Below are 15,477 nucleotides of genomic sequence, written 5' to 3'. Positions count from 1 at the left end.
TGCGTGTTAAATAAAGTTTTAAAATAAATAGACAGATTAGTCTTGACGAGCTTGGTGTGTTTTTTGATAGAATCCGCACGTTCGAATTTTATAAAAATTGATGAGCAGATTTGTGATTGACAAAAAATTGTAATGTCTTTCCCTAAAAAATTTAAATGATTAAGAGGCATATTTTGAGAAAAAGTATTGTATTTTCAGTGATTTTAGTTGGCTTAACATTTTTAAATTCTGCTCATGCAAACGATGAAAATATTAAGCTGAAAAAGAGCTGTATACGTGATTATCCGCAGGCTGCAGGGCAAACAGATCAAGCCCTACTTTCACTTTATGCACAAGTGTGTGATAAAAAAAATGCCGATCGTAAAAATGATTTATTGGCTCAGGCTGCGATGCGTTTTCATCAAATCGGACAAAATATGAATGCGCTGTATTTGGTCAATCAACTCAAGCAGCAGAATGTTCGCGGAAATCTCCTCACAGACGTCACTTTCTTATCGAGCGTTGCGATTGCCAATACAAGCTTAAAAGATATGCGTAACACTGAAATGCGTTTTCTCACTGAAGACACGACTTATCCACCCGCGAAAGAACTTGCCGACGCGATTAAAAGTGCTGTTCCTGCGCCAGATACCTCAAACCTCAAACCCATCACCGATGAATCACTCAGAAATAAAGCACGTGCCCAACGTGTAGCTGCAACGTCCAGCACGAAGCGTTCTACAAAAAGTACGCCTAAACCAAAAGCGTCAAGCCCGGCTCCAGCCAAAGCCGCCGCTCCCGCATCGAAATCAAGTGCAAGTCCATTTGATTCTTTAAAGTAATTTGACACAGGAAAATTGACCATGGCGAAAAGAGAAAGCGTACAAAAGAAGCTTCAACGAATTCGACCACCACGTGTACAACTCACCTATGACGTTGAGATTGGTGATGGCAAAGAAGCAAAAGAGTTGCCATTTGTGGTAGGCGTAATGGGAGATTTTTCTGCGGCGTCAGAAGTTGAAAAAACCAAATTAAAAGATAAAAAATTTATTAACGTTGATTTAGACAATATTGACGATGTGATGCAATCCATGGCACCTCGTGCCGCGTTTGATGTAGGGAATACCTTAACTGAACAAGGCGGACGAATGCATGTGGATTTAACCTTTAATTCGATGGATGACTTTCGCCCAGAGCATGTGGCTCAACAAGTTGAGCCATTACGTAAGCTGGTCGAAGCACGTGAGCGTCTGACCGATTTGCGTAATAAAATTTCGAATAATGAGCGACTTGAAGATTTACTCGATGAAGTGCTGAAAAATACTGATCAAGTGCGTAAATTAAGCAATGAGGTGGATCATGAGTAATTCACAACTGGCCAATACAGCGGCAGCAGTCGAGACTCAAAGTACACCTTTGCTCGATTCAATTGTCGAGCAAAGCCGCATTGCTCGTAATGATGAAGAGCATACACGTGCCAAAAGCCTTATTGGTGAATTGGCCAAAGAGGTGATGGCAGGTACCATTACCGTCTCTGAAAACATGACCTTGTCAATTGACAAACGAATTGCAGAGATTGATGCCTTGATTTCCCAGCAGCTTAGCGAAATTATGCATCATGAAAAGTTTCAAAAAATTGAATCGACTTGGCGTGGACTCTACTATTTCTGCCAAGAAACACCGTCAAATCCATTAATCAAAATCCGCATGCTCAATACCACAAAAAAAGAGCTGATTAAGGATTTTCAGGGTGCAACCGATTTCGATCAAAGTACCTTGTTTAAAAAGATTTATGAAGAAGAATACGGCTCTTTTGGGGGTGCACCTTATTCGGCGTTGATTGGTGATTTCGAGTTTGACCGCACGCCATCGGACATGTATCTGCTTGAGCAAATTTCACATGTAGCTGCTGCGGCTCATGCGCCGTTTATCTCGGCTGCCGATCCAAATATGTTTGGATTGGAGTCTTATACAGATATTGATCGCCCTCGTGATGTATCGAAAATTTTTGAAACGGCCGAATATGTACAATGGCGTTCGTTTCGAGACAGTGAAGACGCGCGCTATGTAGCGTTGACGATGCCACGTGTTTTGGGTCGTCTGCCGTATCATCCGAAAGAAGGTACAGCCACTGAAGGCTTTAACTTTGCAGAGGATGTGACAGGTCAAGATCACCACGATTATTTGTGGATGAATGCCGCTTATGCCTTTGGTACTCGACTCACCAATGCGTTTGATTTACACGGCTGGTGTGCCGCGATTCGTGGTGTTGAAGGTGGCGGATTGGTCGAAGGCCTGCCTGTACACACCTTTAAAACGCATGACGGCGAGGTGGCATTTAAATGCCCAACTGAAATTGCGATTACAGACCGTCGTGAAAAAGAGCTGAGCGATTTAGGCTTTATTCCGTTAGTACATTGTAAAAATACCGATTACGCTGCATTTTTTGGTGCGCAATCGACACAAAAACCGAAAAAGTACGACAGTGATACTGCAAATGCCAATTCCGCATTGTCGAGTCAAATTCAATACATCATGGCCGTATCGCGTATTGCACATTACTTAAAAGCAATGATGCGCGATAAAGTCGGAAGTTTTGCTTCAGCAGGGAACGTAGAAGCCTTCTTGAATGAATGGCTGTCTCAGTATGTATTGCTTGATGATGGAGCTTCACAAGAAGCAAAAGCGCAATACCCACTTCGTGAGGCATCTGTAAAGGTTGTAGAAGATCCGGCACAACCGGGACACTACAAATCGGTGGTCTTTTTAAGACCCCACTTCCAGCTGGATGAGTTGTCAGTTTCTTTAAGACTAGTCACGGAACTTCCGCAGTCCTCAAATTAGAGAACAGCTCATAATAACTTTAAATTACAATAGGATAATTTTGAAATGAAAGATATATACGTTCAATTTCGTGGTAAATACAAGGTGGATGGCGAGTCACGTGATGCTGAGCACAAAGACTGGCTAGAAGTCAATTCATGGGCTCATAACATTCGTCAGCCAAAATCAGCAACTTCAAGTAGCGTCGGTGGTCATACAGCAGAACGTGTTGAACACTCAGACATGCTCTTTGTAAAAGATTTGGATGCAACAAGTCCAAAACTTTGGGAAGCATGTTCAGCGGGTTACACTTTCGACGAAGTACAGATCGACTTTTACCGTGCCAATGGCGACAAACGAATCAAGTACTTGCAGATTAAATTGAAGCATGTCTTGGTATCAAGCGTGACACCAACTGTAAATGAAGAAGGTGTACCGACTGAAACGTTTGGTCTTAAGTACGCAGCAGTAGAGTGGACTTACAACCAGCAAGACATCAATGGTACAGCGAAGGGTGCCGTTACCAAGAAATGGTCGTTGTCTAACAACACCGCGTCTTACGCAGCATAATGCATTAACTTCGAGCTGGATAGAGAACAATTTCGATTGTTCTCTATCTGGTTTTTCATGTTTGAGAAAATGAATCTAGATCATTTATATCCATTTGGATTTCGTTCGACACTGTTTGATCGACTTGCCCCTGAACAAGAAGACTTAAGCGGTTTGTCCGTACAACAATTGCGCGAATCTGTGGCACGTGATTTAGAAGATTTGCTCAACAGCCGCATTGCAAAAATGGACCATGTCATGGATCACTATCCATTGGCTCAAAAATCTATTTTGCAGTTTGGCATTATCGACTTTGTCGGTTTATCGACAGCCAATCCAATGGATCGGGAAAAAATCTGTCAATCAATCGAACAATCGATTGCCGCACATGAGCCTCGCTTAAAGCAGGTCAAGGTCGAGATGTTGCTTGATGGTCATAATATGGGCGCATTGTGTTTGAGTATTCAGGCCTATCTGAATATCCACCCATTATATGAACCAGTGGTATTTGATGCCTTGCTGAAACCAACCACACAACAATATGTAATTTCTGCTCAAAGCTAAGTGGAGCTGCTGTGATAGAAGAACTTTTACCCTACTATGAAAAACAGCTTCAAGAGTTTGGTCAGCAATCGCGTGAGTTTGCGCAGAAATATCCTAAAATTGCACAGCGTCTCGCGCTCAATCAAGAACAGATTGATGATCCGCATATCGAGCGCTTGATTCAGGCCTTTTCTTTAATTGCGGCGCGTATTGATAAAAAAATTACAGACAGCCACGACATTTTTACCCGCTCATTATTTGAGGTGATGTTTCCGCAATATTTGCGACACTTTCCAGCCTGTAGTGTGGTGAGTTTTGATGATCCTCAGAAACTCAAACAATTGACCGAGCCACATCTTATTCCGGCACAAACACGTTTGAAATCGCGCAGCTTTCGAGGCGTGCAGTGCGAATTTAACACCACCTACGATGTACGCTTATTGCCCATTCAACTGGCACGGGTTGAATTTAAAACATTAGACAGTGCTCGTGCACACTTGAGCCAAAATGCCAGCTTTAATTTTCATTTTGATCTTTTAAATCCGGCGCAGACATGGCTGCTTGATGAACAATTACCGATTTATCTGGACAGTATTTCTAATTTTCCGCTTCAAGTACTCGATCAGTTATTTAAAACAGAGACCCAGTTTTCGATTACTGTAAACCGCCAGACGCATAGTATTCCGAATCCATTTCAGATCATGGGCTTTGAAGAAGAGCAGGCCTTACTGCCGATTGATCAGCATACCCATCATGCTTATCGGTTGTTGATGGAATATTTTTGCTTTCCAGAAAAATTCAATTATTTAAAGCTTAATCTTTCTTTACTCAAGTCGTTCTTGTCGGGCCAGTCTGATTTTGAGCTATCAGTTCATCTTAAACTCAACTTGAATGATACAGCGAGCGTTCGTAATTACTCTGAACTTGTCACTGAAAACTTCAAACTCTTTACCACACCGATTATCAATCTTTTTGAAAAACAGGCCGAACCACAAAAGATCAATCATCAGCAACTTGAATATTCATTGTTGACCGATGCTCATTATCCTGATGCCTATCAGGTGTATGCTATTCAAAATATGCAGATGATTCGCGAGAAAAGTAATCAGGAACAGATCACCACACCTGTTTTACCTTTTTTCGCCATGAGTCATTATCACCCTCAGACGGTTAAGTTTTTTTATGCATTGAATCAGCAAAAAATAAGCAGTTCGAGCCGGATGCAGACCCGATTTACAATTGTTTCAAAACAGCTGGAACCATTTAATACGTCTTCAGACTACGTGAGTACGCAATTGTTGTGTTCAAACTGGGACCTTCCACACGAGGTCTTGGGACAAACACACACCACGCTCAATCTAAACAACAGTACGCTGGCACGCCGTGCAACGGTTTTAAAACGACCTACCATGCCGTATCAGTTTGAACAAAATAAAAATGAGCAGTGGCGAATTATTTCGCATTTATCACTCAATACGCTGGCACTCATGAAAGGCGATAGCCTGTCGCATCTAAAGGAACTTTTAGCGCTCTATAATTTGCCACATTCTAAAGAAAATACATTACTGATTCATGCCATCAAACAAATCCAGTTTGAATTAACGCACAAGCTAGTCGAGGCCAAACCTTTTCCTATGTTTGTGCGAGGGATCAAAGCCAATGTTTATGTTGATCCTACAGTTTTTCGTGGGCACAGCGTATATATTTTCAGTCAGTTGCTCAGTCATATCTTCAATTTAAAAGTTCAAATGAACAGTTTTGTCGATGTGGTGATTTGGGACAGTCAACGTCAACAGGAGTTATACCAATGCGTTCAGAACGTTGGTGGCAAAGCACTTCTGTAACAGAAAACCTGTTTCAGACACCTAAAAAATTCGAATTTATTCAGGCCATCCGTTTACTACGACATGTACCATTTCGCCTCAATCAGCGTCGCTGGGCATCGCATTTTTATTTTGGTACATCGTTAGAATTAGGTTTTCCTGCCACTGAAATTGAGCATCTGGCACAAGAAAATGATCGTATCGAACTGGTCAATCTGATTGTCGGCTTAACTGGAACGCAAGGCGCATTGCCTTATACCTATACCAACAAAGTCAAGCGCAGTGCACGACCTCAACGTAAAGAAACCCAAGCCTTTTTAGGTCTATTTAACCACACTTTGTCTGCCCAGTATGTAGATGCCAGTCTGGTACATCATTTACCGCTTCGCTATGAAATTGAAGAAGAAAATCATTATTTAAAGATTTTGCATGCACTGAATGGCTATATTGCCGAGCAGCATCAGCAGCCAGAGTTAGACGAATACTTCGCAGAATTTGCAGGCTTAATGCAGGGGCAAAACCATACGGCTTATGCACTCAGTACCATGCTACGTTGTATTTTTAAACAGCAAGTAAAAGTTCAAGAGTTTATTCGGGAAAAGTTTGCCTTAAACGATGCACAGAAAACTTCTTTAGGCGGACAAAACCCGAGCTTGTTGGGCGTGAATACCTTCTGTGGTGATCAAGTAGAGCAGATGGATGGCAAAATTGAGATCCAGATTGGTCCACTGCAACGTCAGGATTACTTGCGTTTTTTGCCGTCTGGTGAGCATAGCCAGCGATTAAAACAAATTTTACAAACATGGAGTAACCCGACGCTATTGGTCGATGTACGTCTGATTTTAAAACATGAAGATGTACAACCATTTCAATTGAGTTCAGTGCATGAGCAGGGGCTAGGACAAGGTGCTTTTTTGATGTCGGCAGCATCTGGGCAAGATCGTGATGACACCTGCTATGCCTTGATCGGGGTGGTTGCATGATTAAAAAAATAATATGGGTGTTGCTGGGTGTTTTGCTACTGGTTATCAGTGTAGTGATTCTTTACTGGAAGGACAGTCAGTTTGATCCAAGCAGTACCGATTTATGGCTGTATCTGTTTGTACTGCCTCTTGTACTGGGGCTTTTGATCTTAAGTCCATGGCTTCTTTATCGCGCCTATCGTGCATATCAAAATCGTCAGCAGCAAGCTTCAATGCAGCCGCAACATGCTCAGGAAATACCTGCTCAAGCCGTGCAGGCAGAAGTGCCCGAGTGGCTTAAGCTGAATGTTTTTGCCGCATCTGCCTATGCCGCAAGTGGTGAAAACACGGATATTCTTGAGGCGATTGTGGCTTATCAAAGTCCAAGTTTAGATAGTGAGCTGACCAATTCTTATGGTTTGCCTATTTTGTCATATCGCATTGCAGATTTAGTTTTGGCTGACGATGAATCGGAGCTTGCGCTTCGTCAGGAGCGAATTTATAGCTTGATTCAGCATCAACTCGAACAGCATCAATCGGTGTTTGAGTCGATTGCCGCGCATTTAAATCGTTCTGCATTATTTTATGACACACAGGAAAGTTATGACTATCGTGTTCATCCAGGTTGGAAAAATGAGCAAGCCGATACACCTGAGCTTGAATCCGCGATATTCACGCCACCTGTACAGCAGCTCGATCGTTTAACGCTACAACTATTTTTGCCTGAAGACTTGCTACACATTTGGCAGGATGAGCATGCCAATTCGCTGATCTATGCACAGCTTACGCAGTACGGCTTAAATCCAGAGCAGCTCATGATTGAGTATCAATTTGTGAGTTCAGTTTCGGCTTATTCTAAATGGAACAGTTTACTTCGAGAAATTACAAGTAAACCAAATGAAGTGTATTGGGTGGCAGCAGTCGATTCGGAAATTGATCAGGATGTAATAGACGAGCGCTTCTGGCAAAAAGAAAATCACGTACCGGCCGAGTTTATCAGTAGCTGTTGTATAGCAGCAGAGACCGTGGTGATTGAAGGCTTAGAACCTATCAAGCATCTGAATGTCTGTAAAGCTGCTGCGCACGCTCACGCTGCACTCTGTGATTTAAATCTGGAAACACATGCGCAGTATGAAGCGGAAGATCCTTTTGTGTATGTGCTTGAGCCAGCAACACAATTCAATTTGAGCAAAAAACTCGATCATTTTTTTCAACAAACTTCAATTGAGGCGCATCACTATCTCTATCCGTGCGCGCTCAATGCCGACACTCAGCAGGTGGCAAAAATCTATGCCACGATGCTGGCGATGCAAGCAACTCTCCCGCCGCTTAATGTGGTGGTGAGTACAACAGATCAAACATTAACGGTCATTCAAAATCCAGTGGCTGAGGTTGAAACCAAGGATGAGGCTGCTGCATGACCTTAACTTTTTTTAATTTTAAATTTGAAATGAGAACACGATGTATACAATTTTAGGCTACTTGTGGCAGTACATCACTAATCCAAAAGCGATCATCGCACTGTCGTTGCTGGTGGCGCTAATTTCATCGTATTCATATATTCCCCAGACCATTTTCTGGATTTTGCTGGCTTTGTACGTGCTGATGCTGCTTGCATATGGTATTTACTGGTTAATTCAGCGTCGCCGACATGCCAAACAAGGAGAAGAACTGGCACAGGCGATTGAAAAAGAAATCGAAACAGAAACGCATTCACCTAACAATAAAGACGAACTGCATTTGATGCAGCAACAAATGAAAGAGTCGGTTCAACTGATTCGTAAGTCTCGCCTTGGAGATAAGAAGGGCAACGCGGCATTGTATGAGCTGCCGTGGTACATGGTGATCGGGAATCCTGCTGCGGGAAAAAGTTCTGCAATTTATAATTCTGGCTTAAAGTTTCCTTTTGAAGAGAACCATCAGAAAATGGTCTCTGCGGGACTCAGCGGAACGCGAAACTGCGACTGGTTTTTTTCGACTGACGGTATTTTACTGGATACCGCGGGGCGCTACTCGGTGTACTCAGAAGATCACTCTGAGTGGTTGGGCTTTTTAAGCCTATTGAAAAAAAATCGCCCGAAGGCACCTGTGAATGGACTAATTGTGATTGTGAGTATTGCAGAGCTCATTAGTCAAAGTCCTGAAAGTTCGCTCAAGCTTGCGAAAAACTTACGTGCGCGTATACAAGATCTGACCGAAAAGCTTGAAGTAATTGTTCCGGTTTATCTGGTCTTTTCAAAGATGGATTTAATTGCAGGGTTTACCGAATTTTTCGATTGCTACGAAGCGCAAGAATACAATCAGGCTTGGGGCGCTACACTGCCGTATGAGCAAAACTCATCGCAAAATGCTGTGGATCTTTTTGATCATCATTACAATGTTTTGTATGAAGGGCTAAAAGGGGTCAGTACGACACATCTAAGCCGGCGTCATGCGCAAAATATTTCACCGAGCGTCATGACCTTCCCACTTGAGTTTAAAACACTTAAACCCGCATTAAGAAGCTTTGTTTCAACCCTATTTGAAGATAATCCGTACCAGTTCCAACCCGTATTTCGCGGCTTTTATTTTACCAGTGCCTTACAAGAGGGTGTGGTCGAAAGCCCGATGACCGAGCAGATTGCTCAGGAGTTTCGCTTATCGGCCATTGAACATCCCGAACAGCCACACGCAACTCAATCGCAGATTCAGAATCACGGTTATTTCTTAAAAGGATTATTTTCCGATGTGATTTTGCGTGATAAAGAACTGGTCAAACAGCACATCAATCCAGCCAAAAAACGTCAGCGCCACGTTGCCTTTATTGGTTCGTTAGTGGGGGTTGCGTTAATTTTGGGGGTATGGGTCTGGTCATATCGCAATAATCAGCAACTGATTCAAGATGTGCAGGCCGATTTAAACAAAGTGGTGCAATTAGAAAAAACTTCCGGTCAGCAACTCTCGACCCAGTTGGATGCACTGTTGATTTTACAAGAACGATTGCAACAGCTTGATGAGTTTGATCAGCATCGCCCGCTCAAATTTAGTTTTGGTTTGTATCAAGGTAATCGCTTGCGTGAGCAACTGCGTGCCGAGTATCTCAATGGTGTTGGTCAAATTGTATTGATACCTACGCAGCAAAATATTGCACAGTATTTGCAACGTGTAAAAGGCAATGAAGAGTCGCTTAAAGCCAATCATTCTAATGTCGAGATCAAACAAGTCGCAAAAACACAGCAGTATCTCGAGCCATCAGACAGCAATCCGCAAGATGCCTATAATGCACTCAAAGCGTATCTGATGATGAGTAATCCGCAGTACCGCGAATCGAGCCATTTAAATGATCAAGTGACGCGTTTCTGGCGCTCTTGGCTAGATGCCAATAAAGGTCAGATGCCGCGCGGTGAAATGATCCAAAAAGCTGAACAAATTTTATCTTACGCACTGACACTGACCACCGATTCAAATTTCCCGGTGTTACAAGCCGATAGCCAACTGGTCGATCAAACACGTCAGGTCTTATTGGCCGTAATTCGGGGAATGCCTGCGCGTGATCGTGTGTATAACGAAATTAAAATGCGTGCTGCTGTGCGTTATCCTGCATTAACTGTCTCGCAGATTGTGGGTGAAAACAGTAAAGGAATTATCCTAGGCAGTTATGCGCTCCCGGGAATGTTCACTCATAAGGCATGGACTGACTATATCGAAACCGCTATTGATGAAGTCGCCAATAAACCTACAGACACCAAAGACTGGGTACTCAATAGCCGCCAATCGGATGACCTGACCTTTTCGGGAAGCCCAGAGCAGATTCGCAAACAATTGGTGGCGTTATATAAACAAGACTATATCGCAGAATGGCGTAAGTTTTTAAATGGTGTGCATTACGCCAAAGCCACTCAATTTAGCCAGCAAGTGAAAAATATTGATGTTTTGGGTGAACCGCAAAATTCACCGATTCGTACCTTTCTTGATCGGGTTGCAATAGAAACCAACTGGGATAACCCGGTGGTTCAGGCCGAACTGGCTGCACCGCAAAAAGGTTTTATTGCATGGTTTAAACGCAAAGTGCTTAATCGTGATGATGATAAGCTCAAGCAACAAGCCATGAGCAAAGCCCAAGGGCAGATCTCACAGCAATATCAGATGTTTTATCAACTGGTGCGCAAACGCGATGATCAGCAAAACAAATCACTGTTAGATGAATACCTTGAAAATCTCGCGCAAGTGCGTAGTAAATTCAACGAGCTGAAAAATGCGGGTGAGATTGGCCCAAGTGCAATCACTTTGGTGAAACAAACCATCAACGATCAAACTTCGGTGTTTAATGTCACACAGAAATTGATTGATGAAAAAATCTCGGTCGGCGCAAATGAGCTGGATCAGCAGATGTTGCAACGCTTTTTAGTGACGCCGCTGACGCAGTCTTTTGACAGTCTGATTGTACCTGCACAAGACGAAATTAATAAATTATGGACCATGCAGGCCTATCAGCCATTTAGTACCAATTTAGGTCAGAAATATCCGTTTAATTCATCGGCTACCTTGCAGGCCACCAATGCTGAAATCGGGCAAATTTTTGGTGAAAGTGGCAGCATTGCGCGCTTTGTTAAAGAAAATCTGGATCCGCTAGTGATTCGACGTGGCTATACACTGACCTCAAAAACATGGAAAGACTTGGGCATTAGCTTAAATCCTCAGTTTGTGATGAATTTCCAGCGTTATGTTGCGCCGATTAATGGCATGGCAACAGGCGAATTAAATCAAACGCCTGCTGCTGCACCAGCGGCAGCTCAGTCTAACTTCCAATTTTATCCATTACCGAATAGCCAGTTCAGCTCGTATACGATTGATATCGACGGCCAACGTATGACCTACGAGAACGGTATTCAACAGTGGGTCAATTTTGTTTGGCCAAATCAAGGTGCAATACCGGGTGCTCGTATTACAGCAGTCGATTTACAAGGAAAAACCCATACCATTTTTGATGAGCCGGGTGAGTATGGCATTAATCGACTGATCGACCGTGCACAGCGCAAAGAGCAAAATGGTAGTTTTGAGATGACGTGGAAAAGTAAAACCGATCCAAATCTGATGGTCAAAGTGAATTTCAGACTCATCAGCGGTAATCACTCTGGCAATATTGGCTCAAGCCGTGGTTATACGGGCTTACAACTGGTCGATAAAGTCACCACCACCAAGGCGGTTCGTGTAGTGGCTGCTCAGCAAGCACCCACTGTACCTTCAACCAACAATACACCAGCTGCTGGGGCACAGGCACCAGCGACGGGAGCACGCCCATAATGAGAAACAACCAGTCTGACATAGGGAGGAATGTATGCAGCACGTAAATACCACTCCCTTGTATTTTGGTAAAAGTCCAGCACGTGGCGACTTTCTAAAAAGTAAAGGACAGCCCTCACTGCTCCAATTGATTGATCAATGGATCACGGAGGCACTGGAAAATGCAATGCAAGCGCCTGAATTCAAAGCTCGCTATACCGATTTTCCAGCGCTAGACTTTTTTATTGCCAACCCACAGGAAAAGATGTTTCTGGCTGCCAATCTGATTACCAGTCAGGACAGTTCTGGACGTGCTTTTCCAATGGTGCTGGGTCAATTGATGGATGTGGAGCAGCCTTATCAGAATATCTTGTTTGCGCCGTATCGCTACAAAATGCTGCTGGTCGATTTGTATCAAAAAAACAAGGTGATCAAAACCATACGTGAGCCGGGCATTTTAATGGACAAACTCAATCAACTGCCAGCACAGGCACAGGTTTTTACTGCTGAGGAATATGCAGGATTTTATGAAAACCACACCATGCATTCATTTGCACAACTGATGAAAATGAATGTATATCAGCTGGCACAAAGCATGATTGGTTTGGGTTTGTTGCTGCAACCGATTTTAAAAAATGGAACCAAGCAGCTAAATAAGGTGTTGGTTCTGCCGCTCAATAATCCGATGTATTGCTATGAAATTGCCGCTTTTTGGGTCAGTTTAATTGGGCGTTTTCTAAAGCAAGACAACACCGAAGTGTTAATTGGATTGTTGCATCGTGAGCAGCCGGTACTTTTGTTTGGGTTTCAAGGTGCCGACATACTGGCACTGAGTGATCTGTTTGTGCAAAACATGCAAAGTTCACATTGGGTTTCGCTGGTTGAAGCTCAGTGGATTGACCGCTACCTTGAACAAAATGCGGGACTGGCCACCTTGGAGCAATCGCTGTGTCAGCGGCAGTTAAGCCTGTCACAAGGCTTGAAGCTCTTTAGACAAACATTTTTAGATGAATAATCATGAAAAAAAATAACTTACGCAGCCTGAAATTTGGATTATTGCTCAGTACGCTTGTCGCAGCTTCACCTGTCTTTGCAGAGCCGATTGTGGTTGAAGGCGTGGTGCCTAACGCCGCCTCAAAACAAGCCATTTTGCAAAAAATGCAGGCTGTTTATGGAGCTGATCAGGTGATCGATAAAATTCAGGTTCGTCCGGTCAATGCACCAAATGGCTGGAGCGATTCAGTCACTCAAGTGATCAGTCCCGATCTGAAAAAAGTCAAGCAGGGCAAACTCACTGTGCGCGGCACTCAAGTTGAATTGACGGGTAAAATGACCAATCCAAATGACATCCAACCCACTATTCAGCAGTATCAAAATTTGGTCCAGCCACCGTATCGATTCAACTCACAATTAACGGTAAATCAGGCTGAACAAAAAATTGTCGATGATGCGTTAAAAAATCGGATTATCGAATTTGAATCAGGAAGTGCAATTTTAACGGCTTCTGGTCAGCAAATCTTAGACGAAATGGCAGCAGCACTGAAAAAAGTGGGCGGTAAAAAAGTCAAGATTATCGGGCACACCGACAGTTCAGGTGATGCCGGTAAAAATCTGGTTTTAAGTCAAGAACGAGCGGGCGCAGTAAAAAACTACCTACTTACGAAAGGCTTATCCAGTGATAATTTAAGCACAGAAGGTTTAGGTTCAAGCAAACCGGTGGCAGATAATACGACAGCCGAAGGACGACGCAAAAACCGACGCATCGAGTTTGAGGTGCAATAAGAACAACACATACAGGAGGATTTATGGCACTTCCATATATTACCATTGGCTCACCAACTACAGGCGGCGGTAAAGTGATTACCGCCAACGCAGGTTTTTTAATTGAGGGAAAGGCGGTTGCATGTGTCGGTGATAAAGCCACTTGCCCTAAACATAAAACAGTTGCGACCATTGTGGCTGGAGACAATCATATGCTGATGATGGGTAAAGCGATTGCCCAACATAATTCAGCGCTGTCTTGTGGATGTAAATGCATTGCCAATCAATCCTTAACCGTGGGAAATAACTAAAATTAAATTTTCCAGCCCTTGCTTTTTAAATTAGAAGAATCATATTAACAATGAATGGTGCTATTTTTTGTGAACTTAAAAATAGCATCGAAGTATTGGGTTACCGATTAAAAAATACAAAATAAAGGATAATGAAATTATGTCGCTTTCTTATGAAAATGAAAATAACGGTGCATGGCAAACCTATCTGGCTCAAGTAGACCGTGTGACGCCATATCTTGAAGACGCTTTGGTGCCTTATATTCATACATTGAAGCGCCCTAAACGCGCTCTGATTGTCGATGTGCCGATTGTCATGGATGATGGTTCCATTCAGCATTTTGAAGGTTATCGTGTACAACACAATTTATCGCGAGGGCCAGGCAAAGGCGGTATCCGTTATCATCCGGATGTTGAGCTCAATGAAGTCATGGCCTTGGCTGCTTGGATGACCATCAAAACCGCAGTATTGAATTTACCGTATGGTGGCGCCAAAGGCGGTATTCGAGTTGATCCTAAAAAACTGTCTAGCCGAGAGCTGGAACGCCTAACCCGACGTTTTACCAGTGAAATCAGCCCAATTATTGGGCCTCAAAATGATATTCCTGCGCCCGATGTAGGCACAAATGCCGATATCATGGGCTGGATGATGGATACCTATTCAAGCATCAAAGGACATACCGTCACAGGTGTTGTTACAGGCAAACCAGTTCATCTGGGTGGCTCGCTTGGGCGCGTAAGGGCTACGGGCCGCGGCGTATTTGTGACAGGGCTAGAGGTCGCCAAGAAAATTAATCTGCCAATCGAAAACAGTCGGGTCGCTGTACAAGGCTTTGGTAATGTAGGCAGCGAAGCAGCATATCTGTTTCATAAATCCAATGCACAGGTGGTATGTGTACAAGACCATACGGGCACCATCTATAACGAAAACGGACTCGACATCAAACAGCTACAAGAGCATGTGCTTAAAACCTCAGGCGTGGCTGGATTTCCTGGCTCAGAAAAAATCGACGATGACGCTTTTTGGCACATCGATATGGATATTTTGGTTCCAGCCGCATTAGAAGGGCAGATCACGGCAGAGCGTGCCCAGACCTTAAAAGCCAAGCTGGTACTTGAAGGCGCGAACGGACCGACTTATCCAGATGCAGATGATGTACTGGTGCAGCGCAATATTATTGTGGTGCCGGATGTACTTTGTAACGCTGGTGGTGTAACGGTCAGTTATTTCGAGTGGGTGCAGGATATGTCGAGTTACTTCTGGACAGAAGCCGAAATTAATGAGCGGCTCGACAAGCTGATGATTCAAGCCGTAGCAGATATCTGGCAAAAAGCGCAAGATAAGGTCTGTACTATGCGTACCGCCGCTTATATCTTAGCCTGTGAACGCATTTTAAAAGCACGTAAAGAGCGAGGCATTTTCCCCGGTTAAGCTGTTCAGTGGAGGCAGTGATTTATACTGCCTTCACTGTTTTGAGTGAAGTT

At 43.4% G+C, this 15,477-nt stretch carries 13 protein-coding genes; all 13 read left to right on the top strand.

From position 1 onward, the window contains the following. Window positions 1-173 precede the first annotated feature (173 nt). The 13 genes from KCV09_RS07725 to KCV09_RS07665 all read left to right on the top strand — a co-directional run bounded on the left by KCV09_RS07725 (window position 174) and on the right by KCV09_RS07665 (window position 15,424). Window positions 174-821 carry a hypothetical protein gene (locus tag KCV09_RS07725; protein ID WP_088459297.1) on the top strand — a complete coding sequence of 216 codons (648 nt, stop codon included), beginning with the start codon at window positions 174-176 and terminating at the stop codon, window positions 819-821. Between the two features lie 21 nt (window positions 822-842). Then, a complete protein-coding gene (gene tssB, locus KCV09_RS07720; RefSeq protein ID WP_004939573.1) occupies window positions 843-1,346 on the top strand; it encodes a type VI secretion system contractile sheath small subunit in 504 nt (167 codons plus the stop codon). Continuing rightward, window positions 1,339-2,823 (top strand): type VI secretion system contractile sheath large subunit, encoded by a 1,485-nt coding sequence (gene tssC / locus KCV09_RS07715; protein ID WP_004939570.1) that lies wholly within the window; start codon window positions 1,339-1,341, stop codon window positions 2,821-2,823. The genes tssB and tssC overlap by 8 nt, the downstream gene beginning before the upstream one ends. Window positions 2,824-2,868: 45 nt before the next feature. Then, entirely contained in the window at window positions 2,869-3,372 is a 504-nt protein-coding gene (locus tag KCV09_RS07710) for an Hcp family type VI secretion system effector (RefSeq protein ID WP_004939568.1), read from the top strand. A gap of 69 nt (window positions 3,373-3,441) precedes the next feature. Continuing rightward, complete coding sequence (gene tssE, locus KCV09_RS07705) at window positions 3,442-3,915, top strand: type VI secretion system baseplate subunit TssE (RefSeq protein ID WP_039910098.1); 474 nt, start codon at window positions 3,442-3,444, stop codon at window positions 3,913-3,915. Between the two features lie 11 nt (window positions 3,916-3,926). Further along, window positions 3,927-5,738 carry a type VI secretion system baseplate subunit TssF gene (gene tssF / locus KCV09_RS07700; protein ID WP_212514994.1) on the top strand — a complete coding sequence of 604 codons (1,812 nt, stop codon included), beginning with the start codon at window positions 3,927-3,929 and terminating at the stop codon, window positions 5,736-5,738. Further along, a complete protein-coding gene (gene tssG / locus KCV09_RS07695; RefSeq protein ID WP_151796235.1) occupies window positions 5,702-6,700 on the top strand; it encodes a type VI secretion system baseplate subunit TssG in 999 nt (332 codons plus the stop codon). The genes tssF and tssG overlap by 37 nt, the downstream gene beginning before the upstream one ends. Then, the gene (locus tag KCV09_RS07690) at window positions 6,697-8,100 is read left to right on the top strand and encodes a hypothetical protein (protein ID WP_212514993.1); all 1,404 of its coding nucleotides are present in this window, start codon (window positions 6,697-6,699) and stop codon (window positions 8,098-8,100) included. The genes tssG and KCV09_RS07690 overlap by 4 nt, the downstream gene beginning before the upstream one ends. A 40-nt stretch (window positions 8,101-8,140) precedes the next feature. Next, window positions 8,141-11,962, top strand: a complete 3,822-nt coding sequence (gene tssM / locus KCV09_RS07685; protein WP_212514992.1) for a type VI secretion system membrane subunit TssM — start codon at window positions 8,141-8,143, stop codon at window positions 11,960-11,962. Between the two features lie 34 nt (window positions 11,963-11,996). Further along, window positions 11,997-12,956: a type VI secretion system-associated protein TagF gene (gene tagF, locus KCV09_RS07680; RefSeq protein ID WP_212514991.1), complete on the top strand. Its 960-nt coding sequence runs from the start codon at window positions 11,997-11,999 to the stop codon at window positions 12,954-12,956. 2 nt (window positions 12,957-12,958) lie between these two features. Continuing rightward, a complete protein-coding gene (locus KCV09_RS07675) occupies window positions 12,959-13,723 on the top strand; it encodes an OmpA family protein (RefSeq protein WP_151976273.1) in 765 nt (254 codons plus the stop codon). 23 nt (window positions 13,724-13,746) lie between these two features. Beyond that, the gene (locus KCV09_RS07670; protein ID WP_004939535.1) at window positions 13,747-14,013 is read left to right on the top strand and encodes a PAAR domain-containing protein; all 267 of its coding nucleotides are present in this window, start codon (window positions 13,747-13,749) and stop codon (window positions 14,011-14,013) included. A 136-nt stretch (window positions 14,014-14,149) separates the two neighbouring features. After that, a complete protein-coding gene (locus tag KCV09_RS07665) occupies window positions 14,150-15,424 on the top strand; it encodes a Glu/Leu/Phe/Val family dehydrogenase (RefSeq protein ID WP_171063767.1) in 1,275 nt (424 codons plus the stop codon). Window positions 15,425-15,477 lie beyond the last annotated feature (53 nt).

Source organism: Acinetobacter soli, from assembly GCF_018139125.1.
In the GTDB taxonomy this organism is placed as follows: domain Bacteria; phylum Pseudomonadota; class Gammaproteobacteria; order Pseudomonadales; family Moraxellaceae; genus Acinetobacter; species Acinetobacter soli.
The sequence above is the reverse complement of the archived record's forward strand: the minus strand, read 5'-3'. Positions and strand labels throughout refer to the sequence as shown.

Coding starts and splice junctions, on each gene's coding strand:
- tssB (WP_004939573.1), top strand. CDS start 843: ATGGCGAAAAGAGAAAGCGTACAAAAGAAGCTTCAACGAATTCGACCA.
- tssC (WP_004939570.1), top strand. CDS start 1,339: ATGAGTAATTCACAACTGGCCAATACAGCGGCAGCAGTCGAGACTCAA.
- KCV09_RS07710 (WP_004939568.1), top strand. CDS start 2,869: ATGAAAGATATATACGTTCAATTTCGTGGTAAATACAAGGTGGATGGC.
- tssE (WP_039910098.1), top strand. CDS start 3,442: ATGAATCTAGATCATTTATATCCATTTGGATTTCGTTCGACACTGTTT.
- tssG (WP_151796235.1), top strand. CDS start 5,702: ATGCGTTCAGAACGTTGGTGGCAAAGCACTTCTGTAACAGAAAACCTG.
- KCV09_RS07690 (WP_212514993.1), top strand. CDS start 6,697: ATGATTAAAAAAATAATATGGGTGTTGCTGGGTGTTTTGCTACTGGTT.
- tssM (WP_212514992.1), top strand. CDS start 8,141: ATGTATACAATTTTAGGCTACTTGTGGCAGTACATCACTAATCCAAAA.
- tagF (WP_212514991.1), top strand. CDS start 11,997: ATGCAGCACGTAAATACCACTCCCTTGTATTTTGGTAAAAGTCCAGCA.
- KCV09_RS07675 (WP_151976273.1), top strand. CDS start 12,959: ATGAAAAAAAATAACTTACGCAGCCTGAAATTTGGATTATTGCTCAGT.
- KCV09_RS07670 (WP_004939535.1), top strand. CDS start 13,747: ATGGCACTTCCATATATTACCATTGGCTCACCAACTACAGGCGGCGGT.